The 23,635-nt window shown below is 62.7% G+C and carries 21 protein-coding genes; 1 reads left to right on the forward strand and 20 read right to left on the reverse strand.

Translation table 11 applies throughout. The annotated features are described in order from the left end of the window. Nucleotides 1–8: 8 nt before the first annotated feature. Genes dxs through accB form a run of 6 tightly spaced genes read right to left on the reverse strand, consistent with a single transcriptional unit; the run spans nucleotide 9 to nucleotide 6,485 of the window. Nucleotides 9–1,895 (reverse strand): 1-deoxy-D-xylulose-5-phosphate synthase, encoded by a 1,887-nt coding sequence (gene dxs / locus QNJ86_RS02250; protein WP_283830949.1) that lies wholly within the window; start codon nucleotides 1,893–1,895, stop codon nucleotides 9–11. A gap of 21 nt (nucleotides 1,896–1,916) precedes the next feature. Next, nucleotides 1,917–2,261 carry an exodeoxyribonuclease VII small subunit gene (locus tag QNJ86_RS02255; protein WP_283830950.1) on the reverse strand — a complete coding sequence of 115 codons (345 nt, stop codon included), beginning with the start codon at nucleotides 2,259–2,261 and terminating at the stop codon, nucleotides 1,917–1,919. A gap of 1 nt (nucleotide 2,262) precedes the next feature. Continuing rightward, nucleotides 2,263–2,874, reverse strand: a complete 612-nt coding sequence (gene nusB / locus QNJ86_RS02260; RefSeq protein WP_283830951.1) for a transcription antitermination factor NusB — start codon at nucleotides 2,872–2,874, stop codon at nucleotides 2,263–2,265. A gap of 16 nt (nucleotides 2,875–2,890) precedes the next feature. Beyond that, nucleotides 2,891–3,238, reverse strand: coding sequence for an Asp23/Gls24 family envelope stress response protein (locus QNJ86_RS02265; protein ID WP_283830952.1), 348 nt, complete (start codon nucleotides 3,236–3,238; stop codon nucleotides 2,891–2,893). Then, a complete protein-coding gene (gene accC / locus QNJ86_RS02270) occupies nucleotides 3,235–4,587 on the reverse strand; it encodes an acetyl-CoA carboxylase biotin carboxylase subunit (protein ID WP_283830953.1) in 1,353 nt (450 codons plus the stop codon). Before accC ends, QNJ86_RS02265 begins: the two co-directional genes overlap by 4 nt. Then, nucleotides 4,587–6,485, reverse strand: a complete 1,899-nt coding sequence (gene accB / locus QNJ86_RS02275) for an acetyl-CoA carboxylase biotin carboxyl carrier protein (protein WP_283830954.1) — start codon at nucleotides 6,483–6,485, stop codon at nucleotides 4,587–4,589. Before accB ends, accC begins: the two co-directional genes overlap by 1 nt. A gap of 608 nt (nucleotides 6,486–7,093) precedes the next feature. On the opposite strand from accB, the gene QNJ86_RS02280 reads away from it, so the two are divergent. After that, nucleotides 7,094–8,050 (forward strand): Fic family protein, encoded by a 957-nt coding sequence (locus QNJ86_RS02280; protein ID WP_283830955.1) that lies wholly within the window; start codon nucleotides 7,094–7,096, stop codon nucleotides 8,048–8,050. 157 nt (nucleotides 8,051–8,207) lie between these two features. Here the strand turns inward: QNJ86_RS02280 and efp are convergent, their stop codons facing one another. From efp to QNJ86_RS02350, 14 genes are all read right to left on the reverse strand, one after another. Further along, a complete protein-coding gene (efp, locus tag QNJ86_RS02285) occupies nucleotides 8,208–8,768 on the reverse strand; it encodes an elongation factor P (RefSeq protein WP_283830956.1) in 561 nt (186 codons plus the stop codon). Between the two features lie 62 nt (nucleotides 8,769–8,830). Continuing rightward, nucleotides 8,831–10,006 (reverse strand): aminopeptidase P family protein, encoded by a 1,176-nt coding sequence (locus QNJ86_RS02290; protein WP_283830957.1) that lies wholly within the window; start codon nucleotides 10,004–10,006, stop codon nucleotides 8,831–8,833. Beyond that, entirely contained in the window at nucleotides 9,987–10,415 is a 429-nt protein-coding gene (gene aroQ / locus QNJ86_RS02295; RefSeq protein WP_283830958.1) for a type II 3-dehydroquinate dehydratase, read from the reverse strand. Before aroQ ends, QNJ86_RS02290 begins: the two co-directional genes overlap by 20 nt. Before the next feature lie 4 nt (nucleotides 10,416–10,419). Beyond that, the gene (gene aroB / locus QNJ86_RS02300; RefSeq protein ID WP_283830959.1) at nucleotides 10,420–11,529 is read right to left on the reverse strand and encodes a 3-dehydroquinate synthase; all 1,110 of its coding nucleotides are present in this window, start codon (nucleotides 11,527–11,529) and stop codon (nucleotides 10,420–10,422) included. Continuing rightward, nucleotides 11,514–12,188: a shikimate kinase gene (locus tag QNJ86_RS02305; RefSeq protein ID WP_283830978.1), complete on the reverse strand. Its 675-nt coding sequence runs from the start codon at nucleotides 12,186–12,188 to the stop codon at nucleotides 11,514–11,516. Before QNJ86_RS02305 ends, aroB begins: the two co-directional genes overlap by 16 nt. Next, nucleotides 12,188–13,360: a chorismate synthase gene (gene aroC / locus QNJ86_RS02310; RefSeq protein WP_283830960.1), complete on the reverse strand. Its 1,173-nt coding sequence runs from the start codon at nucleotides 13,358–13,360 to the stop codon at nucleotides 12,188–12,190. Before aroC ends, QNJ86_RS02305 begins: the two co-directional genes overlap by 1 nt. A 183-nt stretch (nucleotides 13,361–13,543) precedes the next feature. Further along, nucleotides 13,544–14,470, reverse strand: coding sequence for a shikimate dehydrogenase family protein (locus QNJ86_RS02315; RefSeq protein ID WP_283830961.1), 927 nt, complete (start codon nucleotides 14,468–14,470; stop codon nucleotides 13,544–13,546). Between the two features lie 13 nt (nucleotides 14,471–14,483). Continuing rightward, a complete protein-coding gene (locus QNJ86_RS02320) occupies nucleotides 14,484–15,164 on the reverse strand; it encodes a YqeG family HAD IIIA-type phosphatase (RefSeq protein WP_283830962.1) in 681 nt (226 codons plus the stop codon). A 49-nt stretch (nucleotides 15,165–15,213) separates the two neighbouring features. Next, nucleotides 15,214–16,383 (reverse strand): endolytic transglycosylase MltG, encoded by a 1,170-nt coding sequence (gene mltG / locus QNJ86_RS02325; protein WP_283830963.1) that lies wholly within the window; start codon nucleotides 16,381–16,383, stop codon nucleotides 15,214–15,216. A gap of 10 nt (nucleotides 16,384–16,393) precedes the next feature. Then, the gene (gene ruvX / locus QNJ86_RS02330; protein WP_283830964.1) at nucleotides 16,394–16,819 is read right to left on the reverse strand and encodes a Holliday junction resolvase RuvX; all 426 of its coding nucleotides are present in this window, start codon (nucleotides 16,817–16,819) and stop codon (nucleotides 16,394–16,396) included. Between the two features lie 304 nt (nucleotides 16,820–17,123). Next, complete coding sequence (alaS, locus tag QNJ86_RS02335) at nucleotides 17,124–19,769, reverse strand: alanine--tRNA ligase (RefSeq protein ID WP_283830965.1); 2,646 nt, start codon at nucleotides 19,767–19,769, stop codon at nucleotides 17,124–17,126. 120 nt (nucleotides 19,770–19,889) lie between these two features. Then, nucleotides 19,890–21,191: an AI-2E family transporter gene (locus QNJ86_RS02340; protein ID WP_283830966.1), complete on the reverse strand. Its 1,302-nt coding sequence runs from the start codon at nucleotides 21,189–21,191 to the stop codon at nucleotides 19,890–19,892. Between the two features lie 23 nt (nucleotides 21,192–21,214). After that, nucleotides 21,215–21,997 carry a DUF948 domain-containing protein gene (locus tag QNJ86_RS02345; RefSeq protein WP_283830967.1) on the reverse strand — a complete coding sequence of 261 codons (783 nt, stop codon included), beginning with the start codon at nucleotides 21,995–21,997 and terminating at the stop codon, nucleotides 21,215–21,217. 107 nt (nucleotides 21,998–22,104) lie between these two features. Then, entirely contained in the window at nucleotides 22,105–23,568 is a 1,464-nt protein-coding gene (locus tag QNJ86_RS02350; protein ID WP_283830968.1) for a replication-associated recombination protein A, read from the reverse strand. Between the last annotated feature and the right edge of the window lie 67 nt (nucleotides 23,569–23,635).

Here is a 23,635-nt window from a genome sequence, read left to right on the forward strand (position 1 = left end):
GGCGCACATCACTTGTCCTGGGCGTTCAGGCGCTTCGTAATGGAGGCGGCGATGCCTTCGGCGTCGAGGCCCAAGTCGTGAAGCAAAAGATCCGCCTTACCTTGGGGAACGAACGTGTCGGGAATGCCCAGCACGAGCGTGGGCACGTCGCTGCCTTGACGCGACAACTCAGCCAGCACACCTTCGCCTGCACCACCCGCGCAAATGCCACCTTCCACCGTCACCACGAGGCGCGTTTGCGCGGCGCGCGCAATTTCGTCTGCGTCAAGCGGCTTGGCCCAGCGCATGTCCACGACGCGCGCTTCAATGCCGCGTGCGGCCAGCAACTCTGCCGCACCGCGGGCACGCGAGACCATGCGACCGAATGCCAGAATGGCTACGTCACTGCCCTCACGCATCACGCGTGCGCGGCCCACTTCCAGCACCTCGGGTTCATCGGGCAGCGGCACACCTTCGGCCGATCCGCGCGGATAGCGGATGGCGAACGGGCCGCCCAGCGCCAGCGCCGTATGCAGCGCGTGCACGAGTTCGGCCTCGTCAGACGGGGCAAGCACGCGCATATGGGGGACCATGCGCGTATAGGCAAGGTCGAACATGCCGTGGTGCGTCGGCCCGTCTTCGCCCACAATGCCCGCGCGATCGATGGCAAACACCACGTCCAGGTTCGGCAGCGCGTTGTTGATGATGAGCTGATCGAGCGCACGCTGCAGGAACGTGGAATAGATGGCCACCACAGGCTTCATGCCGCCCACCGCCAAGCCCGACGCCAGGCCCACGGCGTGCTCTTCGGCAATGCCCGAGTCGATGAAGCGCGTGGGGAATGCTTCAGCGAATGCGGACAGGCCGGTGCCATCCTTCATGGCGGCCGTGATGGCCACAATGCGGTCGTCGCGGCGAGCTTCCTCAATAAGTGCCTTTCCGAACACACTGGTGTAGGAGGGTGCTGAGGCGGGCTTTTTCTTCAACTCGCCCGTTTCAATGTTGAAGGGGCCAATGCCATGGAACTTCTCGGGTTCGCGCACGGCGGGCGCGTAACCTGCACCTTTGCGCGTTACCACGTGCATGAGCACGGGCGCGTCGGTGGCCAGCACGGTGGCCAGCGTCTCCCTGAGCGCGCCGATGTCGTGGCCGTCGATGGGCGCGGTACACAGGATGCCCAACTGCTCGAAGATCATCGCGCGCGGCAGCACGAACTGCTTCATAGACTCTTTCACGTTGCGCCCGAAGTTCGCGAGTGCCGTGCCAAGGGCGCCGCTGCTTTCGAGCACTTCCTGCACCGAGTCGCGCGTTTGGCGATACTGCGAAGAGGCACGCATGTAGCCGAGGTGCTTCATAAGGGCGCCCACGTTGCGCGAGATGGACATCTCGTTGTCGTTCAGGATGATGACAAGGGGCGTCTGAGCTTGGCCGATGTGGTTCAAGGCTTCGAAGGCCATGCCGCCGGACAGCGCAGCGTCACCAATGAGCGCGACCACCTTTTCGTCGGTGCCGGACAAATCGCGCGCCTTCGCCAGCCCGAGCGCCACCGACAGCGAGTCGGACGCGTGGCCGGACGGATGAACATCGCAGGGGCTTTCGCCGGGCTTCGGGAAGCCGGAGAGGCCCCCGTAGGTGCGCAGCGTTTTGAACTGATCGAGCCGCCCGGTGACCAGCTTGTGCGCATAGGCTTGGTGCCCCACGTCGAAAACGAACTTGTCCTTCGGGCAGTTAATGAGGCTGTGAACAGCCAGGATGATTTCCACGGCACCGAGCGACGAACCCACGTGGCCGCCCGTTTCGGACGTGACGGTGATAATTTCCTCGCGCACCTCGCGCGCGAGGATAGCCAACTCCTCGTTTGATAGCACCTTGAGGTCGGCGGGCGACGACACCATGTCCAGAATGCGATGCTCCATAACCAAGCTCCCGTCCCGGCGTTATGCCGGCATCGGCGCGGCCGCGGTGTCGGCCTCGGGTTCGTTCTCAGCTGGGGATTCGGCGTTGTGCGTGGAGGCGGTGTCGGAGGCGGCTTCGGCGGCGGGGGCGTTCGCGCCCTCGGCGCCTTCCGCGCCCTCGGCGGTCAGGGACGCTTCGGCCTCGGCGGCGTCGCGTTCCTCGATGTCCGCTTCCAACAGTTCGCTTGCGCGCAGGCCCAGACCCACGGCTTCCTCATAGAGGGAGAGCGCGTCGTCGAGGGGCAGATCGTCGGAACCAACCGCCTCAACAATTTCGTCGAGGCGGTTTTTCACCTGATCAAACGTCTCGTAGGATTGCTGCGCCACCTCACGCCTCCTTCGACGCCTCAGCAGATGCAGCGGCCGCGATTTCTTCTGCGGCCGGCGCGTCCGGAGCAGCTTCCACCGGCTTTGCCACCTCCGCTACTGAGGGTTCGGCAACCGGTGTCGCTGCAGGTTCCGCTGCTTCCGGTTCCACAGCTTCAGCAACCGGTGCCGCTGCGGGCGACAGCGCACCCGCCTTTTCCTCTTCGAGAATTTTCGCAATGCGGCCCAAGATGCCGTTGACGAAGCGGGGCGACTCATCTTCCCCACCGTAGTCTTTTGCCAGCTCAACAGCCTCGTTTATGGTGACGGACGTAGGCACGTCGTCCACGTACATCATCTCGTAGGCAGCCAGGCGCAAGATGGAGCGGTCCACGATGGGCATGCGCATGAGCGACCAGTTCTCGGACGTGGCTGCCAGGTGCCGGTCGATGGCAGTGCGGTGCGCCTCCACCCCGCGCACGAGCGCGGCAGCGTACTCGGGCAGCGGCCCGTCCTCGGCAAGGAAGCGGCCTTCTTCGGCAATCTTAGTAGCGCCCTCGTCGGTAATCTCGCTTGTGTAGAGCAGCGCGAGCGCCGAGCGGCGGGCGCGGGTTCGTTCGTGTCGTTTAGCCATGGATGCTCAGCGGCCCCTAATTGGCGAACTGGATGCCGTCGATGTACACATCCACGCTGCCCACCTGGGCACCCACCTGGCTGGCCACGGCGTCGGCCACGGCCTGGCGCACGTTGGCGGCCAGATCGGGCAATACATGACCGTAGTACACATCAATGCGCACCGACACATTCAGCTTGTCATCTTCGCCCACAGCCACGTCAATGCCCTGCGTGGACGGCTTCGCGGCAAACACGGAGCGCAGGCCGCCAGCGGCGGCGGGGCCGACGGATGCGACGCCCTCCACCTCGTTGGCGGCGATGGATACGATAGTCTCAACGACGCCCGGCGCAAGCGCCATGCCGTCAAGGTTCAGCTCTGTCATAACACGTCTCCCATCTGGGTTTCGATGAAATCAGTCGTCGCGTCGCCGGCGCAAAACACGGCGTTGTCCAGCACGCGGCGATGAAACGAAATGGTGGTTTCGATGCCCTCAATAACGAATTCGTCGAGGGCGCGGCGGCCGCGCGCCAAGGTCTCTTCGCGATCCTGCCCATACACAATAAGCTTCGCCACAAGCGAGTCGTAATAGGGCGAAATGCGCGAGCCAGTGCGCACGTAGCTTTCCACGCGCACGCCGGGGCCCGCCGGGGGCTCGAATTTCGTGATGGTGCCGGGGCACGGGCGGAAGCCGTGCGCAGGGTCTTCGGCGTTGATACGGAACTCCATCGCGTGGCCAAACGGCGTGAACGGCGCGCGCTCGGCGCAGCTCATGGGCTCGCCGGCGGCAATGCGCAGCTGCTCTTTGATGATGTCGGTGCCCGTGATTTGCTCGGTCACTGGGTGTTCCACCTGCACGCGCGTGTTCATTTCCATGAAGTAGAAATGCCCGCGCTCGTCCAGCAAAAACTCAATGGTGCCGGCGTTTTTGTAGTCCACGGCGCGCACGGCCTTGATGGCCGCCACACCCATGGCACGACGTAGTTCCTCGTCAAGCGCCGGCGAGGGCGCCTCTTCAATAAGTTTTTGGTGGCGGCGCTGCACGGAGCAGTCACGCTCGCAGAGCGCAATGCTATTGCCGAAGTCGTCGGCCAGCACCTGCACCTCCACGTGACGGGGGCGCAGCACCAACTTCTCCAGGTACACGCCGTCGTTGCCGAACGCGGCACCGGCCTCGGTACGCGCGGCCTGGTACTGGGACTCCAGGTCGGCCGGATCGTGCACCTCGCGCATACCCTTGCCGCCGCCGCCAGCCGTGGCCTTGATCAGCACCGGATAGCCCACGGTGTCGGCAAATGCCTTCGCTTCGGCGGCCGTTTCGATGCAGCCGTCGGAGCCAGGAACGGTGGGCACGCCGCACGCTTTCATGGTTTCGCGGGCCATGCTCTTGTCGCCCATGCGCTCGATGCAATCGGCCGAGGGGCCAATGAATACCAGGTCGTTTTCCACGCAGGCGCGCGCGAAATCAGCGTTTTCGGCCAAGAAGCCGTAGCCGGGGTGGATGGCCTCCGCCCCGGTGGTTTTCGCCGCCGCGATGATATTCGCCATAATAAGGTAGCTCTTGTTCGCCTGAGCAGGGCCGATGCACACGGCTTCGTCGGCATATTTCACCGGGTAGGTTTCGGCGTCCTCGGTGGAGTACACGGCGACCGTTTTCACACCCAACTCGCGGCAGGCGCGCATGATGCGCAGCGCCACCTCGCCGCGGTTCGCTACCAAAATCTTGCTAAACATTACGCCGTCTCCGGGGCCGGGGCGGGCGCGCCGTGGGGCTCAATATAGAAGAGCGGCGTGCCGAACTCAACGGGCGAAGCGTCCTCGAGGCACACTTCGCGCACCGTGCCCATTTCCTCAGCCGTGATCTCGTTCATGAGCTTCATGGCCTCCACGATGCAGAGCGTCTGGTTGGCGGCAACTTCGTCGCCCACCTGCACAAACGGTGGCTCGCCGGGCGCGGGGGCCGCGTAGAACGTACCCACCATGGGGGCGGTCACGCAGTACCAGTTGGACGGACGATCCACGCCGTCATCAGCCGCGGCAGCCGCCGCGCTTTCAGGCGTGGGAGCAGGGGCAACGGCCGCCACCGGAGCCGCAGCCGCAGCCGCCACCATGGCATCGGAGGACAGCGTGCCAGGCATGCGCACGGCAATGCGGGTGCCCTCTTCCTCAACTACGATTTCGCCGACGCCGCTTTCTTCGGCAACGCGAACCAGCTCGCGAATCTGATTGATATCCACGTAATCGTCCTCCTTGGTGCTGCTCGACTCCTGCTCCATGAGGAAGTCGACTTTTTCGGATGTGCGGTGCTTGCTCAAGAACGTGCGCGCCTCGTTGGGGAAGAGCGCATACATGAGCACGTCCTCTTCGCTCTTCGCGAGGTCGCCAATTTCGTCTTCCACCTGGGAGTACGTGGTTGTTACCAGCGAGCCGGGTGCCACGTCGGGCGGCAGCATCTCGGAGTTGCCCACCACCTTCGCCACGATGTCCTTGTCCATGCGGCCCGGAGCCTTGCCGTAGTAACCGCAGATGTAGTCCTTCATTTCCTTGGACACAACGCTCCAGCGCTTGCCAGTAAGCACGTTGAACACGGCCTGGGTGCCCACAATTTGGGACAGGGGCGTGACGAGTGGCGGGTAACCCACCTCGGCGCGCACCTTGGGGATTTCCCTCATGACCTCGGGCAGGCGGTCGCCAGCGTTTTGGATTTCCAACTGCGAAACGAGGTTCGACATCATGCCGCCGGGCACCTGGTGCGAGTACACCTGCATGTGCGTGAGCGAAGACACGCCGCGCTTGTAGTGACCACGCTTGCGCACACCCTCCCAGTATTCGGCAATTTCGAACAGCAAGTCCAGATCAAGACCCGTGTCGTAACGGCTTTCCTGGAGGGCAGCCACAATCATTTCCACCGCGGGGTGCGAGTTGCCGAACGCGAGCGGCGCATGAGCCGTGTCCGCGATGGCCGCGCCCGCCTCGGCCGCCTTAATAATGTTAGCGGGAGCCATGCCGCCGACGTAGTGGCAGTGGATGTGCAGCGGCAGGCCAATTTCCGCGTTGAACGCCTTCACCATGCGCTCGGTGCGGTAGGGGGTGAGCATGCCGGCCATGTCCTTGATGGCAATGGAGTCCGCGCCCAGGTCCTTGAGCTTCTGGCCGTAATCCAGGTAGCTGTCGAGCGTGTGAACAGGCGACATGGTGTAGGAAATGGCGCCTTCGAAGTGGCCGCCGCATTCCTTGATGGCTTCGGCGTTGTCCACGACGTTGCGGATGTCATTCAGGGCATCGAACACGCGGAACACGTGCACGCCATTGCGCTTGGCAGCCTTGATGAAACGGTTGCAGATCTCGCGCGAATAGTGCTTGTATCCTACCAAGTTCTGGCCGCGCGACAGCATAGCAAGCGGCGTGTTCGGCGTGTTAGCCTTGATGGACCGCAGGCGCTCCCACGGGTTCTCGTCGAGGAAGCGCAGGCACGTGTCGAACGTTGCGCCACCCCACGCCTCAATGGCCCAGTACCCGACCCGGTCCATTTTCGGCAAGATTGGCAGCATATCGCCAATCTGCATGCGCGTCGCCCACAGGCTCTGCTGGCCGTCGCGGATCGTGGTATCCATGATTTGGAGTCTCGGCATGAACTCACACCCCCTTCAGTTTGCAGTTAGTCAAAGATCGAATAACCGATTATAGAGGAAGGAAAAGCCCCAAGGAACGAAGCCCGCGAAATTCACCGGCAAGCAACAGAATACACGGGGCAGGAGGCGCGAGGGAGGGGTGGCAGGTGGAGTGGCGGCGGGGTGGATGGCGGAGAATCCGCCCTACCCTACCCCGCCGGTGCCGGCGTTGCTCTTACTTTCCAAACAGGTCGCTATGCGAACCAGATCTGGTGAGCGTCAACACCAATTTGAATTGTGACATGAAAATGATGTCAAAGCTTATCTTTTCAACTCCGCCAGAGCATCTTCGACATCTGAGTTAGCGTTTAACATCTGGATCACTGGCCAGACTCTCAGCCTCAATCATTGCAAGAATGGTTTCTTTATCGGATTCGTTAAGACGCACATTGAGCGGAAGCCCTCCCACACGCACAGACTGTTTCAGGAACGCGTTGATAGTATTCGCGAGATTGATTCCAAGTTCTCCAATCACTGCAAGGGAAACCAACAACCAACATTCCCAAAAGGTGATCACTATTTTACCGCCATTGGCGGTAAAATAGTGGCGGTAAAAGAAAGGGGCGTATATGGGCTACGAACCGCCTTTTAAGAGAACGGCAAGAATTGACTCTCTCGCCATGGAAGTGGCGGAGATGGTGGGCGCCCTCCCGGCATCAGGCCTGGTAAGTAACCTTCATCTCCATCGCGAACTGAGGATAAGAACCATACGCTCATCACTCATGATTGAGGGCAACACGCTAAGCGAGAATACGGTAACTGCCATTATCGACGGCAAGAAGGTGCTGGGAGATGCAGATGACATTCGCGAAGTAGAGAATGCGAAGCGCGCCTATGACCTCATGAATGAGCTTGACCCCTTCAGCCTTGATGACCTTTTACGTGCGCACCGAGTGATGATGGATGGCCTTGTGAAAGAGGCTGGCTCGTTTCGTTCGAAGAACGCGGGCGTGTTTGATGGAGATCGGCTTATTCATGCGGGCACGCCAGCAAACTACGTACCCGAGGTCATGAAAGACCTGTTCGGTTGGATGAACAAGACCGACCTTCATCCGCTGCTCATGTCTTGTGTCTTCCATTATGAATTCGAGTTCGTCCATCCGTTTTTGGACGGAAACGGAAGAACTGGAAGGCTTTGGCATACGCTGCTTTTAGCGCACTGGCGTCCGGCTTTGGCATGGCTACCCGTTGAGAGCGTGATCCTTGAGAGACAGCAGGGATACTATGCAGCACTCGCTAAGAGTAACGAAGAGGGAACGTGCGAGACGTTTGTCGAATTCATGCTTGAGGTAATCCGCGATGCGCTTGCGCCTTACGCAGGTCGAGCCAGTGAGGCAGACCTTCGTGAAGAGAAGGTGCTTGATCTTCTGAGGAACAACCCTCACATGACCGTGGCCGGCATAGCCGAGGCAACCGGCATCCCCCAACGCACCATCGAACGAACCATAGCAAACCTTAGAAAGTCAGGCCGCCTCGTTCGCGAGGGAAGCACCCGCGCTGGAGTTTGGAAGGTTGAGGGGTACTAAACTTGAGCTCGAATGACGCTTTGCTGTGATGTACACGAACCTACGATAAAGTGAAGCCTATAATAACGCACAAACGCCGCCCAGGTAGGCGGCGTTTTTTGTAGCGCTGGTCGTTCGCAGCGTCGAGCAGTTCCGGCGGCCGTAGGCCGCCGGAACGTTACACGCGCTTGATGAAGCGGCCGTCGCGGGTGTCGATTTGGAGGACGTCGCCGATTTCGACGAACGTCGGCACCTGCAGCTCCACGCCGGTCTCCAGCGTTGCGGGCTTCGTGGTGTTGGTGGCGGTATCACCCTTGAAGCCAGGCTCGGTGTGCGTCACTTCAAGTTCCACGAACATCTGCGGCTCAATGCTGATCAAGTCATCGGCGGCATACAGCAGCGAAGCCTCGTCGTTCTCCTTGAGCCACTTGGACGCCTCGCCCACGGTGTCGGCAGGGATGGCCAGCTGCTCAAACGTGTCGTTGTCCATGAAGTAGAAGTCGGCACCGTCGTTGTAGAGGTACTGCATCTTCTTCGTCTCCAGGCGCACGGAGTCGAACTTTGTGCCGGAGTTGAAGGTGTAGTCCACCACGCGGCCGGAGCGGATGTCGCGCAGCTTCGTGCGGACGAAGGCGCCACCCTTGCCGGGCTTGACGTGCTGAAACTCCACGATGGTGCACAGCTTGCCGTTGTACTCGATACAAATGCCGTTCTTGAAATCGGCGGTAGAAATTGCCATAGGTCGGTATTCCTTTCGTTTGCGGGGGCCTTCCGCGCGCCGCCCGCCCTGCGTTCAAACTGCTATATTATAACCATGTCGTGCGTTGATTGCGTGAAAACCGAGAAACCTTCAGGGGTGATCACGCCGAAATCTTCCAGGCGCATGCCGAACTCGCCGGGCAGGTAGATGCCGGGCTCTACCGTGACCACGTTGCCGGGAACGAGGGGATTTGGGTTGCGCGGGGAGAGGTTGGGCTCCTCGTGGATGTCGATGCCGACGCCGTGGCCTAGGCTGTGGCCCATCTTGCCCTCGAAGCCATGGTCAGCGAGAACGCGCTCAGCCAGTTCGTGAGCCTCCTTGCCGGTGATGCCGGGGTGAAGTAGCGCCTCTACCTGCTCGTTTGCGGCGCGAATAGCCTCGTAGGCTGCGCGCATGCACTGGTCGGGTTCGCCGAGGAACACCGTGCGCGTCATGTCGGAGCAGTAGCCGCACGCCCGCGCGCCGAAGTCGAGCACCACACACTGGCCCGCCTCAAGCACCGTGTCGCCGGGAATGGCATGCGGACTCGCACCGTTCGCACCCGTGGCCACGATGGAGGGGAACGCCAGGCCCTCGGCGCCGTGGCGGCGCATGAAATCTTCCAGCTCTATCTGAACCTCGCGCTCGGTAAGGCCGGGGCGCATGAAGCCAATGATGTGGGTGAACGCGGCATCCGTGATGGCTTGCGCCGCACGCAGGCGGTCAATCTCGCAGGGCTCCTTCACGCCGCGGAAATTCAGGACGAAGCGGCTGGTCTCGCGCATTTCGGGACGCACGGGAGCCTCGGCGAACGCGGCCTCAAGGGCACGGTATTCGGCAAGGGCGATGGAATCCTCGATGCCGAGAGGGCCAGCGGAAACGACAGGAGCGCCCGCCTCGCGTTCGCCACCTTCCACACCTTCCCCGCTCGCCTCGCGCTGCACCTGCTCAGCCACAAACGCGGCGTGGGTCGCGCGGGAGTCGTCCACCACCACAGCGCCCTCGCGCGCGGCGGCCGCCCGCGCGGCCGCGCTGTAGCGCGAGTCGGTGTGTAATACGGCGGCCTCGGGCGTAACCACAAGTGCGTGGGCGTCCTCGTCGTCGAACACGCCGTCGAAGGCCGTCAGCCACGCGATGTTCGACGTATCCCGCACGAAAAACGTGCGAATGCCCTTGTCAGCACACGCCTCGCGCAGGCGCGCGAGCCGGGGCGCGGCATCAGCGGGCGAGCAGCACATCAATGGCCTCCTTGTAGCCTTCCTTCCCCTTGCCCTTGATTTGGGCGACGCACACAGGCGCAATCACCGACACGCGGCGGAATTCCTCGCGCGCACTGATGTCGGAGAGGTGCACCTCCACCGTGGGCACGTCGATGGACGACACCGCGTCGCGCAGCGCGTAGGAATAATGCGTATGGGCGCCGGGGTTGTACACGATGCCGTCGTACACACCGCGCGCGGCGTGCAGCCGGTCGATGAGTTCGCCCTCGTGATTCGACTGGAAGCAGTCCACCTCCGCGCCGCGCTCGGCGGCGTACGCGCACACCTCGCGCTCGATATCAGCAAGGGTCACCGTGCCGTACACATCGGGCTCGCGCACCCCCAGCAGGTTGAGGTTCGGCCCGTTCATCAGGAGAAACTTCTTCATGTACCTATCCTTTCGAGCGCTCCCAGGCACCCAGGTGTTCAAGCAGCGTGGCGTCATCCACATCCACCAACTCCCACGCGCCCACGTCGCGCGGCAACACGAAACGAACCTGCCCGTGGCGGGCCTTCTTGTCGCGCTTCATGGCATCGAGCATCGCCTCCGGCTCGGCCGACCACGCAAGCGCCGGCAGCCCCAGCGCATCAAGCAGTGCATCCTGCGATTCCACCAGTTCAAGCGGCGTATCTACCAGCGCCACGCCCAAGCGCGCGGCGAAGCGCATACCCTCGGCCACCGCGGCGCCATGCGAGAACGTGCCGTAACCGGCCAGCGTTTCCACCGCGTGCCCCAGCGTGTGACCGTAGTTCAGGCACTCGCGCACGCCGCGGCTCTCGGTTTTGTCGGCGGCCACCACGTCGGCCTTGAACACCACCGAGCGCGCGATGGCCTCAGCGGCCACTGCTTCGTCGCGCGCAGCCAGCGCGTCCGCCGCATCCACCAGCCAAAAGAAGAACTCGTCGGAATCGATGACAGCCGACTTCGCCACCTCGGCACAGCCGCACGTCCACTCGCGTTCCGGTAGCGTGACCAGCGTCGACGTGTCGGCGCACACGTAGGCCGGCTGCTTGAACGTGCCCACGAGGTTCTTCCCCGCCGCCAGGTTCACGCCGGTCTTGCCGCCCACCGACGAGTCCACCATGGAAAGCAGCGTGGTGGGCACCTGCACCAGCGACACCCCGCGCATATACGTGGACGCGATGAATCCGGCCAGGTCACCCACTACGCCACCGCCAAGCGCTACCACCACGCAGTCGCGCTCAAGCGACAGCTGCGCCATGGCTTCCCAGATCTCACCCGCCACGGCGAGCGACTTCGTTTCCTCACCGGCCGGCACCACGATGTCGCTCACGCGGAATCCCTCGGCTGCTAGCGACGCTTTCGCCTGGTCACGATAGAGCGGCGCCACATTCGCATCGGTTATCACCAGCACACGCTCCATGCTGGCTAGCGCCTCAACCGCGCGCATGCGCTGCCCAAGGCCATCCAGCGCACCCGCACCAATGCGCACGTCGTAGGGAGTTTCACCCGGAATGTTCACGATTACTTTCGTTGCCACAGAATGCCTTCCCTCTCCAGCACGCCGCGCACCTCGCGCGCGATAACGCCCACGCTTTTGCCGGCCGTGTCGATGACGGCGTCGGCCACCTCGTCGTACAGCGGCAGCCGCCCCTCAATGGTAGCGCGCGCCGTGTTCAGGTCGTTGAACAGCGGACGCGTGGATTTGTCGCTGATGCGCGATGCGGCTTCGTCGGCCGTCACCTTCAGGTAGATGACGAAGCCGCCGTCACGCAGAAGCGCGCGATTTTCCGGACGCAGCACCACCCCACCGCCGCACGACACGAGCAGCGGCTCCTTCTGCGTCAGTTCGCGCAGCACGTCGGTTTCTATGGCGCGGAAGCCCTCTTCGCCCAGTTCAGCGAAGATTTCCTTCACGCGGCGACCCTCGCGCCGCTCCAGATAGGTGTCCATGTCTACCGAGGCCACGCCGCAGATGCGCGCCAGCTTGCGCGCCACCGACGTCTTGCCCGCACCCATGAAACCCACGAAGAACACCGGACGCGCCAACTCGGACACTACGAGAGGGCGCGCAGAGGCGGAAGGGGGAAGGGTCACGGGCGCGGGACGCGCGGAGGCGTGGAGGGTGCCAGGTGCGCCGCTCGCGCCGGCCGGCGCATCGCCGACCGCACTCACCTGTTCGGAGCCGTCTTCCAACATCACCGCGACATCGTCCTCAAACGCTGCTGGTAACTCTTGACCGCCGCCTTGATGTCGGTCATGTTGTCGCGGCCAAACTTCTCCAAATAGGCCTCGGCCAGCACAAACGCCACCTCGGCCTCGGCCACCACGGCGCAGGCGGGCACGGCGCACACGTCGCTGCGCTCCTTAGACGCCTGCTCCACCTCCAGCGTGTCCAGGTTCACCGTGGAAAGCGGCGTCATGAGCGTGGGGATGGGCTTCATGGCTGCCGTCACAATGAGCGGCATGCCCGTGGTCATGCCGCCTTCTAGGCCGCCGGCGTTGTTGCCGTCGCGCGTGAAGCCCGTCTGGCGGTCGAGCACGATGGGGTCGTGCACCTGCGAGCCCGGGCGACGCGCCGCCTCAAAGCCCAGGCCGAATTCCACGCCCTTGATGGCCGGAATGGAGAATAGCGCCGCGCCAATGCGCGAGGTCAGGCGCTCTCCCGCCGTGGCGTAGCCACCCACACCGGGCAGCAGGCCCGTAGCCACCACGCGGAAGGTGCCGCCGAGGCTTTCCCCCGCCTCACGGGCGCGGTCGATTTCGGCCTTCATGGCCTCGGTAGCCGCCTCATCGGGACAGCGCACGTCGGACAGCTCGATGTCGAGCGGCTTGTAGTCGGGAGCGGCCAGCAATGGGTCGTCTTCCTCCAGCGCAGCCGCACCGATGGAGGCCACGTAGGAGAACACCTCCACGCCCAGCTCGGCCAAAAACTCGCGTGCGATGCCCGCCGCCGCCACACGCGCCGCCGTTTCGCGGGCGCTTGCGCGCTCCAGGATGTTGCGGCAGTCGTCGGTGTTCGTTTTGAGAGCACCCACCAGATCCGCATGCCCCGGGCGCGGCGACACCTCGCGCACCAGGTCATTCGGCACATCGCCGAAGGCGGCCATTCTGTCGGTCCAGTTTTCCCAATCGCGGTTCACCACCGTGAGCGCGACCGGCGAGCCGATGGTCCGCCCAAAGCGCACGCCAGCCGTCACCGCCACGCGGTCGCGCTCGATGCCCTGGCGCCCGCCGCGGCCGTAGCCCGACTGACGACGCGACAGGTCGCTGTTAATTTGCTCTTCCGAAATTTTGATGCCCGCCGGCACGCCTTCCACAATGGCCGTCAGCGCTGGCCCATGGCTCTCGCCCGCTGTTAGGTAGCGCATAGTCGCTCCGCTTTCCCGCATACGTGTACTGGTGAAATCGACGCTATTGTACCGCAGCGCGAACACGCCAGCACACACGGCGTCGGCAGGAGAACCATATCGCCACGAAGTGGAGAATAAGGGGGGGGGTGGCGCGCCACTGCGCGACGCGGAAACGTGTGACGCGCTTACTGCGTCACGCTTTTAGCTCAGTCCGAAATCGGCGGCTTGGGACATGAGAGCGAAGAGGTCGAGGTTGTCCAGGTTGACCTTGGCTTCGGCGAGGTCGGTGACTATCTGCACCGTTGCCACGGCCTGGGCTACCAGCATGCCGGCGCCGTCTGAGACGGTGCAGCCGGCGGAGCGGGCTTCGGCAACGAACGCTGTTTCGCCGTGACCGTACACGACATCGAAGACCCGCTGGCCTTCGCGCAAAAGCGACGTATCGAACGGCGCGGGGTCGCCCTCTTTCATGCCGAGCGGCGTGGCGTTTATCACGAGGTCGGCACGGCCGATGATCTGCGTCGATGTGGCGTAGGAGCCAAACTTGAACATCGTGTCGTCATGGGCTTGCCGCAGGCTCCGGTGGCCCTCCTGCGCAGCGGGCAAGTCGATAGCCGCCGACGATAAATCACCCAGCTCATCCACATACCCTTGCAGCACCTTCTGCGCGCGCGCCTTGTCGCGCCCCACAAGCACCACCTCATCGGCACCAGCAACAGCGCACGCGTGCAAGATGGCAAGCGCCGTGGGGCCCGTACCGCACACCACCACCGTCGCGCCGGCGAACACGAATTCCGTGCGCTCCAGATACGCAACACACCCCTGACCATCGGTGTTGTACGCAATGAGTGCTTCCCCGTGCTTCACCAGCAGGTTTGCCCCACGCGCAAGCTTCGCCGATGCCGCACGATGCGTCGTCACCTCAAAGGCGTGCGGCTTGTAGGGCGTCGTGATGTTCACTGAAAGAAAGCCGCGCGCCTCCAAAAAAGCGCGCGCTTCCTCTTCCGTAGCCAGATCCGCCAACTCGTAGCGCCATGGTAGACCCAACTGCTCGTACACCGCGTTATACATCGCTGGCGACTTCGAATGCGCAATGGGATGCCCCAAAAGATACAGCTTCTCGCTCATGCCAGCCCCTGCATTACGAAGTACTTTCCGAACTCGTCGGTCCATCAAAGTCAGCGAGGGTTTCCCCAGTACCCGAGATCGACGGGCTGGCGGAGGCGTGGCGTACTTTGTTACGCGAGCCTTCGTCAGCGTGGCGAGATTGGGTGCTGGGGGAAGCCGCAGCGTCAACACACTCCACCGACTGATACGTCGACGGAACATTTTCCGGCTGGCGCTCGCCTATTACCAGGCGCTCGAAGTTCCTCAGCAGCAACGTGTGCGGCAAATCCTGCTCCACCAGCGGAGCCAGCAGGTAGGCTTTCATGCCGATGAGGTGGGCACCCATGACGTCGGTGACCAACTGGTCGCCGATGACCACCGTGGACTCGCGCTTCGCGTGAATCTTGCCGAGCGCCCGGAGGAACGCGGGCGGCAGGGGCTTCACGGCCTTCGCCACAATGGGCAGCGACAGGCGGTTCGCCAGCTGATAGACACCCTCGTGCCAGTTGTTGGACACCAGGCAAAACGTGATGCCGGCGTCGCGCGCCCGCGCCAGCCACACGCCCGCATCGCGCGGGACGTCGTGCGTAGCGCGACTGAGGATGGTGTTGTCCACATCCAGCAGCACCGAGGTGAAGCCGCGGTCTATGAGGTCGCGCTGAATGTCAACGTGCGACAGGCGCGAAAAGTAGCGGTCGGGTTCCAGGAACGTCATGGCAGGTTTCTTCGACGTGAGCGTGAGACGGGTTAGCGTAGGTGGCGGCCTACGAGAACGTGGCCTGGTGCTCTTCGTAGGTTTCGGAGAAGTAGTACTGCATGACGTTGTTCGCGTCCGGCTCGAAGTAGAAGAAGTAATACTTACCAAGCGACTCCTGGTCAGGCGCGCACACGGCCGTCAGGCAGTCCAGGCCCGGCGAGCAAATGGGCGTGGGCGGCAAGCCCTTGTTTGTGTACGTGCTGTACGGCGTCTCCGCGTGCACCTCTTCGGCAGTGGGGTTGTGACCCACCTCGTAAGCCGTGGTGGCGTCGCTCTGCAGGTGTCCGTAGCTGGGCTCGCCGTCGGTACTCAGGCGGTTGTAGAACACGGCGGCCACCTTAGCGCGGATAAGTTCCTCGCCGCTGGACTCCTTCTCCACAATGCTCGCCAGCTTCACGGCGTCGTAGATGGTGAGGCCCTGCGACTGCGGGTACGACCAATCGAGCGAGGCCGTCTCGGTCTGGAACTGGTTCAACATGGTGCGAATGAGCGAGTCCGCCGTGACGGACGCATCAACGGGATACGTCTTGGGGAAGAGGAAGCCCTCAAGGCTGTTCGTACCAGCATCAGCCAAGAACGCATAGCTGGAAGCGTACACGCTGGCGTCGGCGGCTGCGGCCTTGAAGTCCTCAGCCGTCACGCGACCGTCGGTGGCCGCGGCTACGAGGTCGGCAATTTGCGCGAGGGTGCTGCCCTCGGGGATGGTAAGCGCGTTGCCGAGACCGGGACCAGTCGTGAGTTGCTTAATAAGATCATCGACCGACGTGCCACCGGTGAACGTGTAGGTTCCGGGCTTGAGCTGGGAATCTACGCCGAGTTCGTTCACGCGCTTCGTGAAGTCAGACGCGCTTCCCACCAGCTTGGCATCGACGAGCAGCGTGCCGATAGCCTGCGCCCCGGTGCCCTCGGGCACGGTAACGGTAGCTTCCTGGCCCTCGGCCAAAAGCTCCACTTGCTGCGTGCCGGAACAGCTGTTGAACAGGGTGAGCACACCCCACGCGAGGCCGCCGATAACCACCACGGCCAGCACGGCCGCGAAAATCATGGGCGCCTTACTTTGCTTCGGGCGGATGTAACTGGTGTCATACGTGCGAAACTCACGCTCGCCGCGCGCATGCGCGGAGCGGGCTGCGTGGTTGGGTCGCTGAGAGTAGGTGACTTGCTTCCGTGGGGGCATGGACGATCCTCTACCTTTCACCTTGCCGACGGCGCGCATCAAGCCACGCCTGCAAGAACAGACTTGCGGCTATCATATCTATTTTGCCGCGCATCTCCCGCTCACTCATCCCCTTTTCACGCAAACTCCGTTTGGCTTCCTGTGAACTGAGTCGCTCATCGGCGAACTCAAGGGGCAGGTCGCACGCGCGCGCAATGCGAGTTGCCGTATCGCGAATACGCGCCGCCTGGGGACCTTCCTCCCCGGAGAGCGTACGCGGAAGACCACAGAGAAGAAGTTCGGGCTCCCAATCTTCCAGCACACGCTTGAAGGGCTTTGTGTGCGAGAGCACGTCGGCGGCCGGCAACACGCACACGGGAGAAGCAACGCGCTCCCCCGGATCGCTGATAGCGATGCCGATACGCGTCTCACCAATGTCAAGCGCCATAATGCGCATGATGTCTCCTTACGAGAGCGCCGTCTTTGGGCGGAGCTGCACTTTTGATGACGCACGAGTGGCAGGTGCAACCAGCGTTTTCGCGCTGCCGCGCGAAAGGGCGATTCATGAATCGCCCCTACGAGGGTCTCTCAACCTACAACTCTGCCACAGGTTGAGGCGCCCGAAGCATGGCGGAGTCGCCAGGCGCGGGCTGAGGGGTCTGAAGCGCAGTTCCGCACGAGCCGAAGCGTCCATTGGACGCTTCGCGCGAGCTCAGGACTGTCTGAGCATTCAGACCTCTCAGCCCGCGCCCCAACAAACCCTACAGCAGCATCCCCCGGGCAGCCTCAAGCGCCGCATCAATACCAGAGGCGTCCTTGCCGCCGGCCTGCGCCATGGCCGCTTTTCCGCCGCCGCCGCCCTTGATGTTCCCCGAGATGGCCTTGATCACCGCACCCGCGTCAAAGCCCGCTTCCACCGCTTCCGGTGCACCGGCAGCCAGCAGCACGGGCTTGCCATCCTTCTCGGCTGCCAGCACCGCAGCGCCCGGCTTGCCGAGGCGGGCACGCAGAACATCCCACGCGTTGCGCATCTGACCAGCGTCGGCCTCACCCATGCGGCCGATGATAACCGGATAGCCGCCCTTGCCCTCAACGGCAGTCTCCACCAGTTTGGAGACACCATCCTCGGATACCGTCTCAATACCGCGCTTAAGCTTCGTCTGCAACTCCTTGAGTTGCTTCACGTTGGCGGCGGAGCGCTCGGACACGTCGAACAACGGCACACGCAGCGCCTCGGCGGCCTCCTTGAGTTCAGCCTCCATGCGGTTCATCAGCGCAAGCGCATCGAAGCTGGTCACAGCCTCAATGCGGCGCAGGTTCGCACCTACGCTTGTCTCGTTGGCAATCTTCACGAACCCGATTTCGCTCGTGGCGGACACGTGCGTGCCGCCACAGAGTTCCTGAGAGAAGCCTTCAATATCCAGCACACGCACGAACTCGCCGTACTTCTCGCCAAAGAGCGCCATGACGCCCGCCTCGCGAGCCGATGCCAGCGACGTTTCATAGGCGCGCACCGGATGGTTCTCCATGATCTTCTGGTTGGCCAGGCGCTCAACCTCGGCAATTTGGTCGGCCGTCATGGCCTCAAAGTGCGTGAAGTCGAAACGCAAGCGGTTGTCGGCCACGTAGCTACCGGCCTGCTTCACGTGGTCGCCCAGCACCTCGCGCAACGCCCAGTGCAGGATGTGGGTGGCCGTGTGGTTGCGGCGAATGCGCTCGCGACGCGGGATATCAATGGCTGCGCGCACGGTGTCGCCCACCTGAATGCGACCGCCGGGCTCTTCCATCACCTTCACCGTATGCGCGATCAGGCCCTTTTCGGGCTCTTTGGTATCCAAAACCGCCACGACGGTATCATCTTTGGCCAAAACGCCGGTGTCACCAATCTGGCCGCCCTTCTCGGCGTAGAACGGCGTGATGTCCAGCACCACGCGACCTTCGTCGCCGGCCTCAAGGGCATCAACCTGCGCACCGTCTTTTACGAGCGCCAGCACGCGCGCATCGGCGTCGTTTTTCGTGTAGCCGCAGAACTCCGTGGGGCCCGCCGCCTCCAGAATTTCGCTCATGACACCGCCATATGTGGACCACGCAGCCTCGGCATCCTTCGTGTTGGCGGCACGGGCGCGTTCGCGCTGCTCAGTCATGCAGTGCTCGAAGCCCTCCATGTCAACCTGCATGCCGCCTTCGGCGCACAGCTCACACGTAACCTCCACCGGGAAGCCATAGGTGTCATGCAGCGTGAAGGCGCGGTCACCCGGCAGCACGTCACCCTCAAGTTCGGCGAGCGCCTCATCCAGATAGGCGCGACCCTGGCGCAGGTTCGCGCCAAAACGTTCTTCCTCGGACAGAATCACGCGACGCATGAGCTCGCGGTTCTCCACAATTTCGGGGTACACGTGGCCCATGAGGTTCACAATCTCGTCAACGTAGTCGTTGAGGAAGGGCTTGTCGAGGCCCAGCAGGTGACCCTTCATGACGGCGCGGCGCAGCAGACGGCGCAACACGTAGCCGCGACCCTCGTTCGAAGGGAGGATGCCATCAGCAATCATGAATGCCACAGCGCGGCTGTGATCAGCCATGATGCGCAGGCTGAGGTCGACGGCCGGGTCTTCGCCGTACGTGGTGCCGGTCAGCTTCTCGCCCACTGCCACCAGCGAGCGCAGCACGTCGGTCTCGTAGTTGGACTGCACACCCTGCAGAATGGCCGCGATACGCTCCAGGCCCATGCCAGTGTCGATGTTCTTCTTTGGCAGCGGCACAAACGTGCCGTCCTCCTGGCCATCGTACTGCGTGAACACAAGGTTCCAGTACTCCAAGTAGCGGTCGCAGTCGCAGCCCGGCGCGCAGTCGGGGCTGCCGCAGCCAAACTCTTCGCCCTGGTCGTAGTAGATTTCCGAGCAGGGGCCGCAGGGGCCGGTAGGTCCGGCACGCCAGAAGTTGTCTTCCTCGCCCAGGCGCGAAATGTGGTCGTCCGGCACGCCAAGGCTTTTCCAAATTTCAATAGTCTCATCGTCGTCCAAGTACACGGTGAAGTACAGACGCTCGGCCGGAAGTCCCAACACCTCGGTGGAGAACTCATAGGCCCAGGCGCACATTTCCTTCTTGAAGTACGCACCGAAGCTAAAGTTGCCCAGCATCTCGAAGAAGCTCTGGTGGCGACCCGTGGTGCCAATGATGTCGATGTCGTTCGTGCGCACGCACTTCTGCACCGTGGTGGTGCCCACATAGGGTGCCTCGAGGTGCTTCTGCTGCAGGAAGTAGGGCTTGAACTGCACCATGCCGGCGCTCGTCAGCAGAAGCGACGGGTCGTCGGGAATCAGCGAAGACGAGGGCCAGCGCTTGCAGCCCTTTTCCTCGAAAAAGCTCAGGTACTTCTCGCGGATTTCCGCGCTGGTCATATACTCCATGTCGTTTTTCTTCCTGTCCGTTCTCCTACGTTCTGGCCGCGGCCACAACGTTCCCTCTGGTCACAACGGCGCGGGCGCCCCCTTGGGCCCCGCGCCGTCTCAAACGCGTGTGAGCACCGCCTAGCGATCTTTGCGGCGCTGCGCCCTCTTCTCCTCCGCCTCGGCCCGGCGCTGCTCAGTACGCTCAGCGGCGGCCGAAACGCCCGGATGCGGCGAGATGGCGTCGGCGATGGGAACTACTGCCTCGTCGGACGCGGGCGTTCCCTTGAAGAACACCCCGTCTTTCGCCACGAGTTGGCGCCCCGTGTGCTTCTCGAAATAATGCACGAACACCGACTTCGCAACCGCCACAGCCGGAATGGATGCCAACATACCCACAAGCGAACCGGTAAGCCCACTCATGGCACCACCAATGGCGGAACCCGCCATGAGAGCAATGAGCGTGAGCGCCGGGTGCACGTCCACCGAGTTCGCCATAATTTTAGGCGAAATGAACGTGTAGACAATCTGCTGAATGGCAATGGTACCCAACAGCGCGATAAGGCCTACGATGGGGTTCACGAACACACCGACGATGGCCGCCAGCGCGCCTCCCAGCCACGGGCCAATGATGGGGATGATGTTGAGCAAACCCGCAATGCCACCGAGGGCCGCGTAGTTTGGGATACCCGTTACGCCGAACAGCACGCCGCACGCAAGGCCAATGACCGCGCACTGCAGCAGTGTTCCCTTGATGTAGCCACCCATGACACGCGTGAACGTGACGTGCAGCATGTCGAGGTCTTCCTGGCGGCGAGGGCTGCACAAACGACGGCACTCACGGCCGAGCGCGGGCAGCTCCATGAGAATCCAGAACGCAACGACCAGCGCAAAGCCAATGGCAACGAAGCTGTTAACCACTGTGGTACCGATGGCAACCACACTACTAGCGCCCTCGCGCGCAAATGTGGAAGCCCAGTTGCCCAGCGCGGCAAGCGCGTCGTTCATCCACTGCTGCACCACATCATTCTTCAAGATGTCGGCGTACTGGGAGTACAGGTTGTTGCCCCACGTGGTGATGGTTTGCACGTAGGCAGGAATGCTTTCGATGAGGCTGGTGAACTGCCCACCCAGACCAAACGCCGGCGAGAATAACAGCAGACACACTAAACCCAGCACCACAAACATAAGCACGTAGGCCACGGTAGTGCCCACGGCGCGGTTCACGCCAATTTTTTCCAGCTTGTTCACGGGACCGCGCAGGCAGAACACGATGACGGTGGACCACACGATAATGCCTACAGGCACCGACAGCAGGTTCAACAGGTAAATGAACACGCCAGTGAGCAGGATGCCACCGACGGCCGTCCATACCAAAAGGAAGCGACGGCGGGCTTTCAGCGCCTTCGCCGATTCGCGCTCGTCCTGTTCACAGCCCTCCACGCCCGAGGTCCCTCCCTGCGACTCTAGTTCTTAGCGTGCGCGGGAGTGGACGAACCGGAGGTTGCGGCACCTGCGGTGGTGTCCGCGTTTTGTGCGCCTTCATAGGTGAAGTAGCGCGACGCGGCATCGGCGTCGGAGGCAGCGGCGGCGGTCACCGCGTCAGCCACGCTGGCGGCAGCCACGGCGGTCTGCTCGGCGGCGGCGCGCTTGGCAGCGGCGCGTTCTTCGCGCTCGGCACGCTGTTCGGCCATCTGCTCCCGCTGGTCGGCAACGGCCGCGCTTGCCACGGCGGCCGAGCCCTTCACGACACTCTTAAGCGTGTCGGCGGCACTCACTTCGGACACCCGTGCATCAGCAGCGGCCTTTTCCTGGCCAAGAGCCACGGATTCCTCGCTCGCACGCTTTGGCTTGAGCGCATGGCGCACGCGAGAGGTGACGTTGTTCACCAGCTCCATGGGGGCGCTGGCTACGTTGTCTACCGCATCGACGGCCGACGACACGGAATCGGTGATCTCGTTCACATCTTCCAGAATTTGATCAACACGCATAATTTCCAGGTTCGCAGCATCCACCGTGAGCGACACGCGCTCAACGAGCGGGTCAACTTTAGCCGCAACGGGCTCAAGCGAGGCGGTAATGCGCTCAACGTGGGCCAACGTGGGCTCCACTTGCTTTTGCACCTCTTCCACCGTCTTGCGCGTTCGGCGCACGGTCATGACCAGTTCAACGACGAGCCAAATGAGGGCCGCGCCGACAAGCACGTACACGATGGGCAACGCAATACCTATGATTTCGCTGATATCCATAAGGACGCCTCCTGAGCTACCGAAGCCTTCACTATATCATGTCTACCTCGGATTCTATACAGCCCCGATCACGTTTTCATCCCGCTTCCATAGGCGACACCAATTGGTTACTTGCCCTCGGCCGACGAGGTTTCCGCGGACGACTTATCGGCGTCCGCGGAAGAACCCGCATCGGACGGGGCGGGGGTCGGTTTGGCCGCATCGTCCGCACGCGAGGGCGCTGGGCGGCTTTTAGCCGGACGCTGAGGCGGAGTGCTTGCAGCGTCGAAGCGATCGCGCGCGGCGGCATCGGCCCGGTAGGCTTCCCAGCCGCGGTCGCTCGGGCGGTAGAATACGCCGCGTTCCAGGCCTTCGGGCAAGTAGCGCTGTTCCACCCAGCCGCCCGGATAGTTGTGCGGATACTTATAGGTGCCGTAATCCTCCGAACCTGGACGGTGCCTATCGCGCAGATAGTCAGGTACGGAGCGCGCGGGGCCGTGACGAACCTCGGCGAGTGCAGCGTCAATGCCCGCTTCCGCCGCATTGCTCTTGGGAGCCAACGCTAAATAGATGGCAGCCTGCGCCAGGTTGATGCGGCACTCGGGATAACCGATGACCTCGGCCGACTTAAAGGCCGCCTCGGCCACGAGCAGCGCCTGCGGGTCGGCGTTGCCAATATCTTCCGACGCAGCAATAAACATGCGCCGCGCAATAAACTTCGGGTCTTCTCCCCCGTCAATCATGCGAGCGAGGTAGTACAGCGCGGCGTCCGGATCACTGCCGCGCATCGACTTGATGAACGCGGATATGATGTCGTAGTGCATATCCTTGTTCTTGTCGTAGGGCAGCGTACGGTGCGGCGTGGCGGCACGCACGTTGTCCTCGGTGATGCGCGCGGGCTTCTTACGCGTGCCGGGTTCCACCATGCCGGCGGCCAGCTCCAACGTGGTGAGCGCGCCGCGACCATCGCCCCCGGCCAAAAGCACAATGGCATCACGCGCTTTGTCGTCCAACTGGTAGCGCCCATCGAGGCCGCGTTCGTCGGCGAGCGCGCGGTTGACCAATTCGGCCACGTCCGCATCCGACAGCGCGTGCAGCTCCACAATGCGCGAACGACTGATAAGCGCGGAGTTCACTTCGAAAAATGGATTCTCCGTGGTAGCCCCCACCAGCACAAGCACGCGATCTTCCACGGCGTGCAACAGCGCGTCTTGCTGGCTGCGGTTGAAGCGATGAATCTCGTCGACGAACAGAATGGTGCGCAGCCCGCTCATGGTGAGGCGCTTTTCGGCCGCGTCAATCTCGCGTCGCAGGTCAGACACCGTGCCGCCGATGGCCGACACCTCCACGAACACGGCCTTTGTGGTTTCCGCCACCACGTGCGCCAGCGACGTCTTGCCCGTGCCAGCCGGCCCGAACAAAATGACCGAACTTAGCCGATCCTGCTCAATGGCACTGCGCAGCCAACTACCCGGCCCCACCGCCTCGTCCTGCCCCACCAATTCATCGAGCGATCGCGGCCGCATTCGCACCGCCAACGGCGCAACTTCCGACTTCCGCTCATTCTCTATTTCAGTAAATAAGGTATCCATGAATCCATGGTAACATACGAACGCTTGTTCTGGCTAGACCCCTTATAAAGGTTGTTGCATTCCGGTT

The organism is Gordonibacter faecis (assembly GCF_030077735.1).
GTDB lineage: Bacteria > Actinomycetota > Coriobacteriia > Coriobacteriales > Eggerthellaceae > Gordonibacter > Gordonibacter faecis.

What these genes read in the sequence shown, in the direction of transcription:
- QNJ86_RS02290 (WP_283830957.1), bottom strand. Translation starts at nt 10,006, where the DNA reads ATGTGCTGCTCGCCCGCTGATGCCGCGCCCCGGCTCGCGCGCCTGCGC.
- QNJ86_RS02320 (WP_283830962.1), bottom strand. Translation starts at nt 15,164, where the DNA reads ATGACGTTCCTGGAACCCGACCGCTACTTTTCGCGCCTGTCGCACGTT.
- accC (WP_283830953.1), bottom strand. Translation starts at nt 4,587, where the DNA reads ATGTTTAGCAAGATTTTGGTAGCGAACCGCGGCGAGGTGGCGCTGCGC.
- aroC (WP_283830960.1), bottom strand. Translation starts at nt 13,360, where the DNA reads ATGCGCTACCTAACAGCGGGCGAGAGCCATGGGCCAGCGCTGACGGCC.
- QNJ86_RS02280 (WP_283830955.1), top strand. Translation starts at nt 7,094, where the DNA reads ATGGGCTACGAACCGCCTTTTAAGAGAACGGCAAGAATTGACTCTCTC.
- aroQ (WP_283830958.1), bottom strand. Translation starts at nt 10,415, where the DNA reads ATGAAGAAGTTTCTCCTGATGAACGGGCCGAACCTCAACCTGCTGGGG.
- QNJ86_RS02315 (WP_283830961.1), bottom strand. Translation starts at nt 14,470, where the DNA reads ATGAGCGAGAAGCTGTATCTTTTGGGGCATCCCATTGCGCATTCGAAG.
- alaS (WP_283830965.1), bottom strand. Translation starts at nt 19,769, where the DNA reads ATGGAGTATATGACCAGCGCGGAAATCCGCGAGAAGTACCTGAGCTTT.
- QNJ86_RS02305 (WP_283830978.1), bottom strand. Translation starts at nt 12,188, where the DNA reads ATGTTGGAAGACGGCTCCGAACAGGTGAGTGCGGTCGGCGATGCGCCG.
- QNJ86_RS02350 (WP_283830968.1), bottom strand. Translation starts at nt 23,568, where the DNA reads ATGGATACCTTATTTACTGAAATAGAGAATGAGCGGAAGTCGGAAGTT.
- mltG (WP_283830963.1), bottom strand. Translation starts at nt 16,383, where the DNA reads ATGCCCCCACGGAAGCAAGTCACCTACTCTCAGCGACCCAACCACGCA.
- dxs (WP_283830949.1), bottom strand. Translation starts at nt 1,895, where the DNA reads ATGGAGCATCGCATTCTGGACATGGTGTCGTCGCCCGCCGACCTCAAG.
- accB (WP_283830954.1), bottom strand. Translation starts at nt 6,485, where the DNA reads ATGCCGAGACTCCAAATCATGGATACCACGATCCGCGACGGCCAGCAG.
- efp (WP_283830956.1), bottom strand. Translation starts at nt 8,768, where the DNA reads ATGGCAATTTCTACCGCCGATTTCAAGAACGGCATTTGTATCGAGTAC.
- nusB (WP_283830951.1), bottom strand. Translation starts at nt 2,874, where the DNA reads ATGGCTAAACGACACGAACGAACCCGCGCCCGCCGCTCGGCGCTCGCG.
- QNJ86_RS02265 (WP_283830952.1), bottom strand. Translation starts at nt 3,238, where the DNA reads ATGACAGAGCTGAACCTTGACGGCATGGCGCTTGCGCCGGGCGTCGTT.
- QNJ86_RS02345 (WP_283830967.1), bottom strand. Translation starts at nt 21,997, where the DNA reads ATGGATATCAGCGAAATCATAGGTATTGCGTTGCCCATCGTGTACGTG.
- ruvX (WP_283830964.1), bottom strand. Translation starts at nt 16,819, where the DNA reads ATGCGCATTATGGCGCTTGACATTGGTGAGACGCGTATCGGCATCGCT.